We start from the raw sequence: 11,916 nt of genomic DNA, 5'->3' as shown, positions 1-11,916 counted from the left end.
ACGCGTAAGATCGTCGGCAGCGTCAGATGGGTATAAGAGACAGGTCCTGGTCCCCGTGCTCGTGTTGGGTTTCGGAATCCCACTGGAGCAGGCCGTCCCCGCGAGCCTGATGTGCGTGGTGGCCAACTCCTGCGCCGCCGCCGCCAGCTACGTGGAGAACAAACTGAGTGACCTGCGGCTGGGGCTCACCCTGGAGCTGGCGACGGTGATGGGCGCCATCGTCGGAGGGCTGGTGGCGGCCTTCGTCGCGGAGGCGATGGTGGCCGTGGTGTTCGGCCTCTTCACGCTCTTCGTAGCGCTGCAGATGCTGTTGATGCGCCGCCCCGTCCAGGAGCCTGCGACGGCGGCCAACTACGAGCCCGGCAACTACCCGCTGGGCATCTCCGGCTCCTTCGTGGCGGGCGGGCTGTCCGCGCTGCTGGGCGTGGGCGGTGGCCCGCTGAAGGTGCCGCTGATGACCTACGGCATGCGCGTGCCCTTCAAGGTCGCCAGCGCCACCAGCAACCTGATGGTGGGCGTCACCGGCGCCGCCAGCGTCGCGGCCTACGCGTGGCGCGGCCAATTGAATCTGGGGCTCGTGGCGCCGTTGGTCGTAGGGGTGCTGGGCGGCGCGTCCGTGGGCAGCAAGCTGATGCTGAGGACTCCGACCGCGGTGCTCAAGAAGCTCTTCGCGGCGGTCCTGTTGATTGTGGCCGGACAGATGTTGTGGAAGGGAGGGGAGGGGTTGTGGCCGAGCGTATGGAAATGAGTGAAGCGGAGCCTGAGCTACCCGGTGTCCACCCGTCGATGATGGTGCCGGAGGCAGGACCCCCACGTCGCAACGTGCAGGCGACGTCGGTGGCGTTGGACGCGGAGTTCCACGAGGAGCTCCCGCAGGAACCCATCACCCAGCCGGAGGTGCTCCCACGCGAGCGCCGGGGGGCCCGGAGGCTCGCGGCCGGGGAGCGATGGATTGCCCGCATGCTGCGCACCGGGGCCATCACCAGTGGGGCCATGTTCGTCACGTCGCTCGGGCTGGAGTTATTGCCGCGCGACGAGTCCGTGCACGTGGCCATCGACCTGTTGCGCAAGGGCGCGGCGTCCATGCTGCTGGTGACGCCGGTGGCACGGCTGGCGATGGCGGGGACGTTGTTGGGCCTGCGCGGCGAGTGGCGTTACGCCGCCATCGCCGCGGGCGTCATCGGGTTGCTCGCGCTGGCGGTGGGCGCGGGCTTCCAGGCCTGAACCGGAGTCAGACGCAATGAAGACCGCGCGCGGGGCTACACGCCGCGCGCGGCGAAGTGCGCGAGGACGTTCTTCACCTTCGCCACCTCGTCGTGCTGCTTGAGGTCCTCGTACATGGGCAGCACCGCCTCGAACTGCTCGCGGGCCGCGGCGTAGTCCTGGAGGTAGTAGCAGGACAGCCCCAGGTCCCAGCGCGCGCGGGCCTCGTAGACGTGGTCGTGCATCTCTCCGTACACGTCCACCGCGCGCAGCAGGTGCGGCCGCGCGTTGTCGTGGTGGCCCAGCAGGCCTTCGGACTCGCCCAGCAGCAGGTGCCCCAGCGCGAGCGCCTCCGCGTCCTCGCCCTGCTCCAGGAGCGGCACGGCCTCCAGGAAGCGCTTGCGGGCGGGCTCGTACTCGCCCTTGGCCATGCGCAGGTCGCCAATGTCCAGCAGCAGCCGCGCGATGCGCTCACTGTTGCGCGTCTGGCGGTAGAGGATGAGCGCCTCCTGGTACTTCTCCTCGGCGCCGTCGACCTCGCCCATGGCGCGCAGGGACTCGCCGATGCAGGCGCGGGAGAGCGCCTCGCCCTCGCGGTCGCGCGCCTCGTTGAAGAGCAGGGCGGCGGTGGCCATGTGCTCGATGGCGCTCTTGTGATCCTCGAAGTAGGCCTTCACCACGCCCAGGCCGAAGAGCGCCTGGGCCTGGCCGGGCTTGTTGCCCGCGGTCTTGAAGAAGCCGAAGGCCTCCTCGTAGTGCTCGCGGCTCGCCGCGTGGTCCTCCAGCATGCCGTACAGCTCCGCCAGCGCCACCAGGCCCTGGCCCACTTCCGAGGGCGAGCCGGTGATGCGCAGCGGGGCGAGCGCGTTCTTCTGCTTCTGGATGGCGTCTGCGATGTGGGCGCGTTCGTTGTCGGACGGGTGCATGTCAGTTCTCGTGAACCTTGCGGCGGCGGACGCCCCTGTCCAGCGAATCGTGCTTCTCGCCCCCTTCAGCGCCGTTGCCATCGGGCTCGGCGTTTCCGTTGCGCTCGGCCTTCTCCTTCTCGTGGACCAGCAGCGGGGAGAAGAAGCAGTCCTTCTTCGTGTACTCGTCGAAGGCGAACGCGAAGCGGTAGCTGGCGGCAGCGCGCTGGTTGCAGTCCGTGCGCTCGCAGAAGCGGCAGGAGATGCCGCTGGGGATGGCGTCCTTGCGCAGGTCGTTGGTGGGCAGGCCGTATGCCAGGTACTTCGCGTTCTCCGCGTGCGTGCCCAGGCCGATGGAGTACGCCGTGCCCTTCACGATGGAGCCTTCAATGGGCTGCAACTGCACCTTCGCGAAGCAGAAGTACGTCGTGCCGTCCGGCATGATGGAGTACTGCCGGGTAATCTGGGACGGGTTGAGGAACGCCAGGTGCACCGCCCACTTCGCGCAGGAGCCGCCGCCGGACGCGAAGCGGATGCCGGTGCCGCTGTAGCGCTTGGAGATGTTCCCGGCGATGTCCGCGCGCAGGAAGTGGAAGGGCAGGCCCTGGCGCTTGGGGTCGGACAGGTTGCAGATGCGGTGGGCCACCGTCTCGTAGGTGGTGCCGAAGATGTTGGAGAGCAGCTCCACGTCGTAGCGCGTGCGCTGCACCTCCTTGAAGAACTCGCCGTAGGGCAGCATCAACGCGCCGGCGAAGTAGTTCGCCAGGTTTACTTTGATGAGGCGCTCCGTCTCCCCGTGGCGCATGCGGCCCGCGCCCAGGATGCGCTCCACCAGCTTCTCGCGGTCCATCACCATCAGGCCCATGGACGCGGCCACCTGGAACTTCAGCGGCTGCTCCGTGAGGTCCGGTGACAGCGTGAGCGTGCGCGTGTCCAGGTCCAGCCGGCGCACCACGGACGACCCGCTGGTCGCGCGTTCAATCTGCACCTTGAAGTCGAACCGCTCCTCCAGCATGCGGATGAGGTTGCTGCTGGTGAGCTGCTGCTCCAGGCGGAAGTCGCGGCGCAGTCCCTCCGCCTGCTCCTCCAGCTCCGGGAAGTAGTTGCGGTGCTTCTCCAGGAAGTCGCTGACCTCGTCGAAGGGCGAGTAGTCGAAGCGCACGCCCGGCGTGTTGCCCAGACCGGAAGGGGAGCCCTGCGTGCGCGTGCGCTCCTCCACGTTGAGCTGCGCGAGCACGTTCTCCAGCTGCGTGCGCGTGTTCTTGTAGAGGTTGAACAGCGCGGCGACGGTGCCGGCCAGCTTCGGCTCCGCGGACAGCGACTGGAGCGACTCCGAGTCGATGTCCAGGCTCTTGAGCAGCGGTTCATCCAGCAGCTTCGCCAGGGCCTCGTCCACGCGGCCCTCGCCCAGCGTGGACATGAACTGCTCGGGGTCCTGCTCGAAGTAGCGCAGCGCCTTCCACAGGAGCGGGAAGGGCATCACGCGCTTGCCCTTCTCAATGAGGTTCAGGTACGCGGGCGAGACACCCAGGTCCTTCGCGGCGTCCGCCTGCTTGATGTTGCGTTGCAAGCGCAGGCCTCGAAGCTTCAGCCCCACGTTCGCGTTCAGCGCGTTGTCGTTGTTCATGGCTCCAACCCCCGGCGGGCCGCGTCAGGAGGCGCGCTCCAACACCGGGTCTCTGGATCCACTCTGCAAATCGATTTACCGATTTGCAATCAACGTTTTCGGATCGCCGCAGCGCTGTCCCGCAGGCGACGCGCGAAGGGTTGACTGCCTCCACCCTGGCCTTCCAGGGACGTAATCCCATGTAATCACAGGGCTTTCAGGCGTCCCCGGTGTGCGGCGGCGGCGCTTGTGCACCGCGCTGTCAACCCTTGACTGACGCGGCGCGGCGGGACTGGGGAAAAGTCAGTAAAAAAGCGGCAGATTATTTACAGCGACTCACCGCGCTTCCGGGAGCCTCCGGAAGACGATCGCGACGTTGGTGCCGCCGAAGCCGAAGGAGTTGCTCATGACGGCGTTCACGCGGGCCTCGCGGGCGGTGTTGGGCACGCAGTCCAGCGGGATGCGCGGATCCTGATTCTCCAGGTTGATGGTGGGGGGCAGCACACCGCGCGTGAGGGCGAGGATGCTGATGACGGCCTCGGCGGCGCCGGCCGCGCCGTTCATGTGACCCGTCATGGACTTGGTGGAGGAGATGGCGAGCGTGTTCGCCGCGTCGCCGAACACCTTCGCGATGCCCTCCGTCTCCAGCAGGTCGCCGATGTCCGTCGAGGTGCCGTGGGCGTTGAGGTAGCCGATGTCCGCGGGGGCCATGCGCGCATCCTTCAGGGAGGCCTTCATCGCGCGCTGGGCGCCCTCGTGGCCGGGCGCGGGGGAGGTGACGTGGTAGGCGTCCGAGCTGGCGCCATAGCCCACGAGCTCCGCGAGGATGCGGGCGCCCCGGGCGCGGGCGTGCTCGTACTCCTCCAGGATGAGGATGGCCGCGCCTTCCGCGAGCACGAAGCCGTCGCGGTCCTTGTCGAACGGGCGGCTCGCGGCCTGGGGCGCGTCGTTGCGGTTGGACAGGGCCTTCATCGCGGCGAAGCCGCCCACGCCCAGCATGGAGATGGGGGCCTCCGCGCCGCCCGCCAGCGCCACGTCGAACTCGCCGCGCTGGATGCCGCGCATCGCTTCACCGATGGCGTGCGCGCTGGTGGAGCACGCGGAGTTGGTGGCCCAGGACGGGCCCTTGATGCCGTGGCGCATGGAGATGTAGCCGGGCGCCATGTTGATGATCATCTGGAGGATGAAGAAGGAGCTGATGCGGTCGGGCCCCTTCTCCAGCGCCTTGCGGTGCGTCTCCTCCAGGCTGCTGAGACCGCCGATGCCGGAGCCGATGACGGCCGCCACGCGCTCCGCGTTCTGTTCGGTGATGACCAGCCCGGAGTCCTCGAGGGCCATGTCCGACGCGGCCACCGCGAACTGCGCGAAGCGGTCCATGCGGCGCACCTCGCGCCGTTCGATGTAGTCCTCCGGGTTGAAGCCCTTCACCTCACCGGCGAAGCGGCAGTCCAGCGCGCTCGCGTCGAACAGGGTGATGGGCCCCACGCCGCTGCGGCCGTTCACCAGCGCGTCCCAGCTCTTCTCCACGCCGATGCCACAAGGGCTGATGAGCCCCATTCCCGTCACGACGACGCGCCGCTGTTCCATCGCGCACTCCTTGACCCTGTTCGTTGAACCGGGATGGTATTATGACCATCCTTCCATGAGTTCAAGCCCAAGGGAGCCCCGATGAGCGAGCAGGCAGACAATCCGCGCACGCGGACGGTGACGTGGAGGGACCCGAAGGAGGGCGCTTCCGCGGCGAAGAAGCTGTCGGGGCTGGAGTACCTGCGCGCCATCCAGCGCGGGGAGCTGCCGGGGCCGCCCATCGCGGAGCTGATGGGCTTCACTCCCGTGGAGGTGGAGGAGGGCCGGGTGGTGTTCGCGGTGAAGCCGGGCGAGCACCACTACAATCCCATTGGCATGGTGCACGGCGGGCTGGCCGCGACGCTGATGGACTCCGCCATGGGATGCGCCATCCACACGATGCTGCCGGTGGGCGCGGGCTACACGACGCTGGAGCTTCACGTGAACTACGTGAAGGGCATTGCCCACGACACGGGGCAGCTGTTCTGCAAGGGCGAGGTCATCCACCTGGGCGGCCGCGTGGCGACGGCGCAGGGCCGGCTGGTGGACGAGAAGGGCACGCTCTACGCGCACGGCACGACGACGTGCATGGTGTTCCGGCCGCCGGGCGCGGGCGGCAAGGAGTAGGGGCGATGCGCTACACCGCTGAACACAAGCAGGCCACGCACGCGCGCATCCTCGCGGCGGCGGAGAAGCTGTTCCGCGCGGAGGGCTTCAGCGGTGCGAGCGTGGAGCGGGTGATGCGGGCCGCGGGCCTGACGGTGGGCGGCTTCTACGCCCACTTCACCTCCAAGGAGTCGCTGCTCGCGGAGTCGCTGCGCGCCTTCATGACGGCGCGCAGGACGCCCTGGCTCGCGGGGCTGGAGCAGGCGCGGGGCCCCGTGTTCCTGGATCGCTTCGCGCGGCGCTACCTGGATCAGTTCAACCGGGGCACGGGCGACACGACCTGCATGATGCCGTCGCTCCTGTCGGACCTGACGCGCGCGGCGCCGGAGGTGCAGGCCGCGTTCGGCCAGGGGCTGGAGGACCTGGTGGGCCAGGCCCGGACGCACCTGCCCCCGCGTGAGGGCGCCACGCCCCGGCAGCAGATGCTGGCGACGGTGGCGCTGTGCTTCGGCGCGATGACGCTCGCGCGGGCCACCGCGTCCCAGCCGCTGGCGGGGGAGATTCTGGATGCGGCTCGCGCGCTGCTCGTCGCGGGGGCTCCCGTGGAGGGGGAGGGGAGCGCCACGAACGAGGCGCCTCGCGCGCACGCGGCGCCGCGCAGGGTTCCTGCCTCGCGCAAGAAGGCGCCTTCCCGGAAGCGCCGTGTCGGCTCCGCGCGTAAGAAGCCCCTCTGAGCAGACGTCCTGCCGACATGTGTTCCTGGTGCGTCGGCATTCCGGGCTGGACGACATGGGGTCCACCGTGGAGTCCTTCTGCGCGGATCTTGAACTGCGGGGATGAAGTGGGCGCATTGAAGAAGTGGGTGGCTCGCGCGTGGCTGCTGAGCCTTGCGCTCACGTTGAGCGCATGTGCCTCCGCGCCGCTTTCGTCCCCCTTGGACGAGGCAGTTCCCCTCCGCTACAACATCATCTACACGCAGGACCCCACGCCGCGTTTGAACGTGGAGGTCTTCCTTCCTCGGAAGTTTCCGCGCGAGTTCCTCTTCCGGCAGCCAGGGCGTGTGGAGTCCCTGTTCGTCACGGATGAGGTCGGCACCCGGTTCGACGTCTTCCCCAGGAATGGCGTGGTGCAGGTGCCCGAGGGGACGCGCATCATCCGCTACGCCTACCCGCTGGCCTCCTCTCCTCTAGGGGGCGGCAGGCACCTGTTCGGAGGCATGGGAGAAGGAGACACGTGGCACGTGGCCGGCAAGGCCTACTTGCTGACCCCCAGCCGCGTGACGGCCAACATGCGCGTGGACGTCACTGCGTCTGGCGCGGACGTGCTCCTGCCCTGGACCCCCGGAGACAACGGCGTCTACCACCTGCGCGGCGAGGACCTCATCGACGCGGGCTTCCATTCCTTCGGTGGCAGGCGGTGCGAGGCGCATGTCGGAGCCTCCGTGATGGAGGTCGTCCTGCTGGGCCGCTTCACGCACCTGACGGACGCGGACCTCTGCGCGTGGCTCGAACAGGCCGGGCGCGAGGTGGTCACCGTGCGCAAGTCCTTCCCGTACCCGCGCATCACCGTGCGCGTGTTGCCAGTGCCCGGTGATGCCACGCCCGGAGTCTTCGGGATGACCTTGTGGAGCGCTCCGCCCAGCATCTCCATCCTCGTGGGCCAGGACGCCACCGCCGCGTCCTTCGCGAAGGACTGGGTCGCCGTCCACGAGATGCTGCACCTGACGCATCCGGCGTTGGTTCCCCGGGAGGCCTGGCTCACCGAGGGCCTGGCCACCTACTTCACGGAGCTCGCCCGCGCGCGCTCCGGACGCCAGACGGCCCGGCAGGCCTGGCGGGAGCTGACGAATGGCTTCGCGCGAGGCCAGGCCGCCTCGCGCTCACGCACGATGAAGGAGGTCGTCGCCGAAGAGCGGAACTTCATGGGCATCTACTGGACCGGCGCGCTCTTCGCACTGCACCTGGACGTGGAGCTGCGCCGCGTGACGAACGGCCGCGCACAACTGGAGGACGTGCTGGAGCTGCTCGCCACGCGCGGCCCCACCGCGACGCTTGCCAGCTTTGGCGACGCCGTGGACACGGTCGCGGGCCAGCCGCTGTTCGGTGTGCTGCTCGCCCGCCATCTGCCGAAGCCCGCCTTCTCCGAACTGGCCCCCTTGCTGGAGAACCTGGGCGTCCGAATTGACCCAGGCGGCGTCACGCTCCATGCTGCGCCGGGCAGTGGGTGGCGTGAGGCACTGGATGGCGAGCGGACCCCGGACGACGCGGGGTGAACACCTGGAGAAGAGAAAGGGCCGTAACCGATTCCCGGTTGTCGCGTATCGCATGCATCCGCGAGGTTCGCGGCATCCGTAGATGAGGTCCGCCATGTTCCGCAGCGTCCTGATGCTCGCCGCCACCCTGTCGCTGTCCGCGTCCGCCGCGGAGCCCGCGGCTTCCGACAAGCACTTCGTCTTCCGTGATCCGAACAGCCGCGACACGGTGATGTTCGTGCTGGACGCGCCGCTGGAGGTCATCAACGGCCTGTCCAACCAGGTGACGGGCCGCGTGGACGTGCAGGGGCAGAAGGCCAGCGGCCGCTTCCAGGTGCCGGTGAAGTCCATCAAGACGGGCAACGAGACGCGCGACGGCCACCTGCAGAACGACCGCTGGCTGGACGCGGCGAAGCACCCGGACATCGTCTTCGAGTTCAAGGACGTGGCCCTGCCCGCGCCGCTCGCCAACGCGAAGCCGGTGGTGCTCAAGACGAAGGGCACCTTCACCATCCACGGCATCACGCGCGAGGAGCCCGTGGAGGTAACGGCCACGTACCTCCAGGAGACCGCCGAGACGAAGAACCGCGCCGCGGGCGAGCTCTTGCGCGTGCGCGCGAAGTTCCAGATTCCCCTGGAGGCCTACGGCATCCAGCGCACCGAAGCGCTGCTGCTGAAGGTAGGCGAGCGGGCCGAAGTCACCGTCGACGCCTGGGGCTCCACGCAGTTCAAGCCGTAGCGGTCGTTGTCGTCAGTTCCCCCGTAGTCACACCCCACGCGGTACGAAAGGAAGCAACACATGAACGTCAAGGCTCTCGCGGCGGTCGTCGGCACCCTGTCCCTCGGCGCGCTGGCCACCGGCTGTGCGTCCAACAAGGCGGCGGAGGGCAGCAAGGTGCACGCCGCCTCGCCGGGCGCGGCGGAAGGCGCCGAGGCCAGCTGCAGCAACAAGCCCGCCGACGCGGCTGCTCCCGCCGCCGCCCCCGCCGCGGCCCCGGAGAAGGGCGCCGAGGGCTCCTGTGGCGCCGGCTCCTGCGGCGCTGGCTCCTGCAGCGGCAAGAAGTAGTCATCGCTTCGGGAGGGCCTGCGTGACAGGTCTCCTCCCAGGCTCGCGGGCGGCGGGAAGAGTCCTTCCTGCCGCCCGTGTTGTTTCACCTGTCGCACGTGAAGGAGCGCCGCATGCCGTCCCCCCGTTACGCAGACCGCCATGGATTGAAGCCGCTGGGGGCGGGCATCGGGTTGCGCCGCGACTTCTACGAAGCGCTGCCGCGCACGCCTCGCGCGCTGGACTGGGTGGAGATCATCCCGGAGAACTTCCTCTCGCTGGGCGGCCGCTCCCAGCGCGCCCTGGACGCGTGCCGCGAGCGCTGGACGCTGCTGCCGCATGGCGTGGGCCTCAACATCGGCGGGCCGGACGCGCTGGATGACGACTACGTCACCCGCCTGGCCGCGCTGGTGAAGCGGCTGGACGCGCCGTTCTTCTCCGACCACCTGTGTTACTCGCGGCTGGGCGGAGTCCACCTGCACGACCTGCTGCCGCTACCCTTCACGGAGGCCGCGGTGGAGCACGTGGTGCCGCGCGTGCGCGAAGTCATGGCGCGCGTGGAGCGCCCCTTCCTGCTGGAGAACCCCAGCTACTACGCGGCCATGCCGGGCGGCACGCTGAAGGAGGCGGACTTCCTGCGCCAGGTGGTGGAGGCCGCGGACTGCGGGCTGCTCCTGGACGTGAACAACGTCTGGGTCAACGCGCGAAACCACGGCTACGACCCGCGCGCCTTCGTGGACGCGCTGCCCCTGGAGCGCGTGGTGCAGGTGCACCTGGCCGGCCACGACGTGCGCGAGACAGTCCTCATCGACACGCACGGCGACCGCGTCTGCGATGACGTCTGGTCGCTGTACCGCTACACGCTGGAGCGCACCGGCCCCGTGTCCACGCTGATGGAGTGGGACCAGGCCATCCCGTCCCTGGACGCCGTGCTGGACGAGGCGGACCAGGCGCGCGCCGTGCTCGCGGAGGGTGCGCGATGAAGGCGTCGCTGAAGCACTTCTTCGACAGCATGGATGCGTACCTCGCCGGGCCCCCTGGCGCGGAGGGGCTGTTGAAGCTGTCCGCGTCGCACCCGGGCTGGGACGTGGATCCGGAGCGCATGGCGCTCTACGGCCAGTTCGTGCGCGGCCACGTGCGCTCCACGCTGGAGAAGCTCTTCCCGCTGACGCGCAAGGCGGTGACGCCGGAAGCGTGGGACGCGCTGGTGGGCGGCTACACCCGCACGCGGCCCGCGCGGCACTACGAGCTCAACCGCCTGGGCGAGGGCTTCGCGCCCTTCGTCTCGGACGCCGCCGACGCGAAGGGGCTGCCGCCGTTCCTGCCCGCGCTCGCGCGCTTCGAGTGGACGGACTTCGCGGTGTTCGCCTCCGAGGAGGACCTCCCGGACGCCGTCGAGCGCCTGATGCCCAACCCCACGCTCACGGTGCTGGAGCTGCCCTACCGGCTCTGCGCGTTCGTGCGGGCCCGGGGCGCGGAAGCAGTGCCGGCGGAAGGCGAGGAGCTGGCGCTGCTCTGGCGCCATCCAGAGCGGCTGATGACCTTCTACATGGAGGCCACGCCGCCCGCGCTGCTGGTGCTGAAGATGGCCGTGGAGGGCCTGTCAGAAGAGGCCGTCGTCCAGGCCACCGGCATGTCCGCCGCGGACCTCCACGCGGAGGTGGTGCGCTTCGCGAATGACGGCCTGGTGCTGGCTCCGGCAGCCCGTATTCATTGAAGAACCTGTTGTCTTCCGAGCGGTTTCGCCGCAGCACGTCAAGACGCAAGTGTCCTTCATGGATCCTTTCGTGAAGACGCATGGCTAGGTTTGCGTCCAACATCGCGCAGAAACCGACCCGGAGGTTTTCACCATGAAGAAGACGCTGACTGCCGTGCTGCTGTCGCTGACCCTCGCCGCACCCGTCATGGCCAAGGACATCGCGGGTGTGAAGTACCCGGAAACCGCCACCGTGGCTGGCAAGGAGCTGAAGCTCAACGGCGTGGGCCTGCGCAAGAAGGCCATCTTCAAGGTCTACACGCTGGGCCTCTACGTGGAGAACCCCACGCAGGACGCCACCGCGCTGCTCAACGCGGATGAAGTCAAACGCGTGCGCATGTTCATGAAGCGCGACCTCAAGAAGGAGCAGATCACCGAGGCCATCGAGAACGGCTTCAAGAAGAGCGCGGGCGCGAACATGCCCAAGCTCCAGGCGCGCCTGGACGCCTTCAAGGCCGCCATCCCCGCGGAGGTGAAGGAGGGCCAGGAGCTCAACCTCACCTACGTCCCCGGCAAGGGCACCACCGTGCAGGTGACGGGCGGCCAGTCCATCGACGTGGAGGGCAAGGACTTCGCGGACGCGCTCTTCTCCGTGTGGCTGGGCAAGGACCCCGTGGACAGCGGCCTCAAGGACGGCATCCTCGGCAAGGAAGACTGACGCTCCTTTCGCGCTTCACCCGGAGTCCTGCGCGCGCCCCCGGAGCGGCCCTTCTTCACGGAAGGGGCGTTTCGCGGGGCGCGGTCGTTTCCGGAGGCAACGCCATTGCTTCAATGGTGGACAGCGGACGACGCCCCTGTCACACGCGCTGGAGTTGAAGCTGGAATGCCCCCGCGCATCAGGAGTTGATGCGCGCCGGATCCTCACCCCTTGTCCGTGCTGGAGAACGCTTTGAAGCGACTGGCCCTCTTCGCCGCCTCCTGTGTCCTTGGCGCCGCCTGCAAGACGGCGGAGCCCACCCCCTGTCTCTTATACACCTC

At 68.7% G+C, this 11,916-nt stretch carries 13 protein-coding genes; 10 read left to right on the top strand and 3 right to left on the bottom strand.

Annotated features, from left to right (window positions below; all coding sequences use genetic code 11):
• Window positions 1-46 precede the first annotated feature (46 nt).
• Window positions 47-748 carry a sulfite exporter TauE/SafE family protein gene (locus tag D7V77_RS35615; protein WP_233597438.1) on the top strand — a complete coding sequence of 234 codons (702 nt, stop codon included), beginning with the start codon at window positions 47-49 and terminating at the stop codon, window positions 746-748.
• On the top strand, window positions 745-1,224 hold the full coding sequence (locus D7V77_RS35610) for a hypothetical protein (RefSeq protein WP_233597437.1): 480 nt from the start codon (window positions 745-747) through the stop codon (window positions 1,222-1,224). The genes D7V77_RS35615 and D7V77_RS35610 overlap by 4 nt, the downstream gene beginning before the upstream one ends.
• Window positions 1,225-1,259: 35 nt before the next feature.
• On the opposite strand, the gene D7V77_RS35605 is transcribed toward D7V77_RS35610, so the two are convergent.
• The 3 genes from D7V77_RS35605 to fabF form a co-directional block, all read right to left on the bottom strand.
• Window positions 1,260-2,129 (bottom strand): tetratricopeptide repeat protein, encoded by an 870-nt coding sequence (locus D7V77_RS35605; protein WP_120580718.1) that lies wholly within the window; start codon window positions 2,127-2,129, stop codon window positions 1,260-1,262.
• Window position 2,130: 1 nt separating this feature from the next.
• Window positions 2,131-3,735, bottom strand: a complete 1,605-nt coding sequence (locus D7V77_RS35600) for a short-chain fatty acyl-CoA regulator family protein (RefSeq protein WP_120580717.1) — start codon at window positions 3,733-3,735, stop codon at window positions 2,131-2,133.
• A 315-nt stretch (window positions 3,736-4,050) separates the two neighbouring features.
• Window positions 4,051-5,301 carry a beta-ketoacyl-ACP synthase II gene (fabF, locus tag D7V77_RS35595; RefSeq protein WP_120580716.1) on the bottom strand — a complete coding sequence of 417 codons (1,251 nt, stop codon included), beginning with the start codon at window positions 5,299-5,301 and terminating at the stop codon, window positions 4,051-4,053.
• 81 nt (window positions 5,302-5,382) lie between these two features.
• Between fabF and D7V77_RS35590 the strand changes: the two genes are divergently transcribed.
• The 8 genes from D7V77_RS35590 to D7V77_RS35555 all read left to right on the top strand — a co-directional run bounded on the left by D7V77_RS35590 (window position 5,383) and on the right by D7V77_RS35555 (window position 11,596).
• A complete protein-coding gene (locus D7V77_RS35590; RefSeq protein ID WP_120580715.1) occupies window positions 5,383-5,907 on the top strand; it encodes a PaaI family thioesterase in 525 nt (174 codons plus the stop codon).
• A 5-nt stretch (window positions 5,908-5,912) separates the two neighbouring features.
• The gene (locus D7V77_RS35585; protein ID WP_120580714.1) at window positions 5,913-6,620 is read left to right on the top strand and encodes a TetR/AcrR family transcriptional regulator; all 708 of its coding nucleotides are present in this window, start codon (window positions 5,913-5,915) and stop codon (window positions 6,618-6,620) included.
• 116 nt (window positions 6,621-6,736) lie between these two features.
• Window positions 6,737-8,158 (top strand): hypothetical protein, encoded by a 1,422-nt coding sequence (locus D7V77_RS35580; RefSeq protein ID WP_233597436.1) that lies wholly within the window; start codon window positions 6,737-6,739, stop codon window positions 8,156-8,158.
• A gap of 94 nt (window positions 8,159-8,252) precedes the next feature.
• Complete coding sequence (locus D7V77_RS35575) at window positions 8,253-8,876, top strand: YceI family protein (RefSeq protein WP_120580713.1); 624 nt, start codon at window positions 8,253-8,255, stop codon at window positions 8,874-8,876.
• A 60-nt stretch (window positions 8,877-8,936) separates the two neighbouring features.
• Complete coding sequence (locus tag D7V77_RS35570; RefSeq protein ID WP_120580712.1) at window positions 8,937-9,203, top strand: hypothetical protein; 267 nt, start codon at window positions 8,937-8,939, stop codon at window positions 9,201-9,203.
• A 113-nt stretch (window positions 9,204-9,316) separates the two neighbouring features.
• Window positions 9,317-10,165 carry a DUF692 domain-containing protein gene (locus D7V77_RS35565; RefSeq protein WP_120580719.1) on the top strand — a complete coding sequence of 283 codons (849 nt, stop codon included), beginning with the start codon at window positions 9,317-9,319 and terminating at the stop codon, window positions 10,163-10,165.
• Entirely contained in the window at window positions 10,162-10,899 is a 738-nt protein-coding gene (locus D7V77_RS35560) for a DUF2063 domain-containing protein (protein ID WP_120580711.1), read from the top strand. The genes D7V77_RS35565 and D7V77_RS35560 overlap by 4 nt, the downstream gene beginning before the upstream one ends.
• Before the next feature lie 133 nt (window positions 10,900-11,032).
• Window positions 11,033-11,596, top strand: coding sequence for a chalcone isomerase family protein (locus tag D7V77_RS35555; RefSeq protein WP_120580710.1), 564 nt, complete (start codon window positions 11,033-11,035; stop codon window positions 11,594-11,596).
• The last annotated feature ends 320 nt before the right edge of the window (window positions 11,597-11,916 follow it).

Origin of the sequence: Corallococcus sp. CA041A, from assembly GCF_003612075.1 — a bacterium.
Classification (GTDB): Bacteria; Myxococcota; Myxococcia; order Myxococcales; family Myxococcaceae; genus Corallococcus; species Corallococcus exiguus.
Note: the sequence above shows the minus strand (reverse complement) of the source record. Positions and strands in the feature narration are given on the sequence as shown.

Coding starts and splice junctions, on each gene's coding strand:
- D7V77_RS35610 (WP_233597437.1), top strand. CDS start 745: ATGAGTGAAGCGGAGCCTGAGCTACCCGGTGTCCACCCGTCGATGATG.
- D7V77_RS35605 (WP_120580718.1), bottom strand. CDS start 2,129: ATGCACCCGTCCGACAACGAACGCGCCCACATCGCAGACGCCATCCAG.
- D7V77_RS35600 (WP_120580717.1), bottom strand. CDS start 3,735: ATGAACAACGACAACGCGCTGAACGCGAACGTGGGGCTGAAGCTTCGA.
- fabF (WP_120580716.1), bottom strand. CDS start 5,301: ATGGAACAGCGGCGCGTCGTCGTGACGGGAATGGGGCTCATCAGCCCT.
- D7V77_RS35590 (WP_120580715.1), top strand. CDS start 5,383: ATGAGCGAGCAGGCAGACAATCCGCGCACGCGGACGGTGACGTGGAGG.
- D7V77_RS35585 (WP_120580714.1), top strand. CDS start 5,913: ATGCGCTACACCGCTGAACACAAGCAGGCCACGCACGCGCGCATCCTC.
- D7V77_RS35575 (WP_120580713.1), top strand. CDS start 8,253: ATGTTCCGCAGCGTCCTGATGCTCGCCGCCACCCTGTCGCTGTCCGCG.
- D7V77_RS35570 (WP_120580712.1), top strand. CDS start 8,937: ATGAACGTCAAGGCTCTCGCGGCGGTCGTCGGCACCCTGTCCCTCGGC.
- D7V77_RS35565 (WP_120580719.1), top strand. CDS start 9,317: ATGCCGTCCCCCCGTTACGCAGACCGCCATGGATTGAAGCCGCTGGGG.
- D7V77_RS35560 (WP_120580711.1), top strand. CDS start 10,162: ATGAAGGCGTCGCTGAAGCACTTCTTCGACAGCATGGATGCGTACCTC.
- D7V77_RS35555 (WP_120580710.1), top strand. CDS start 11,033: ATGAAGAAGACGCTGACTGCCGTGCTGCTGTCGCTGACCCTCGCCGCA.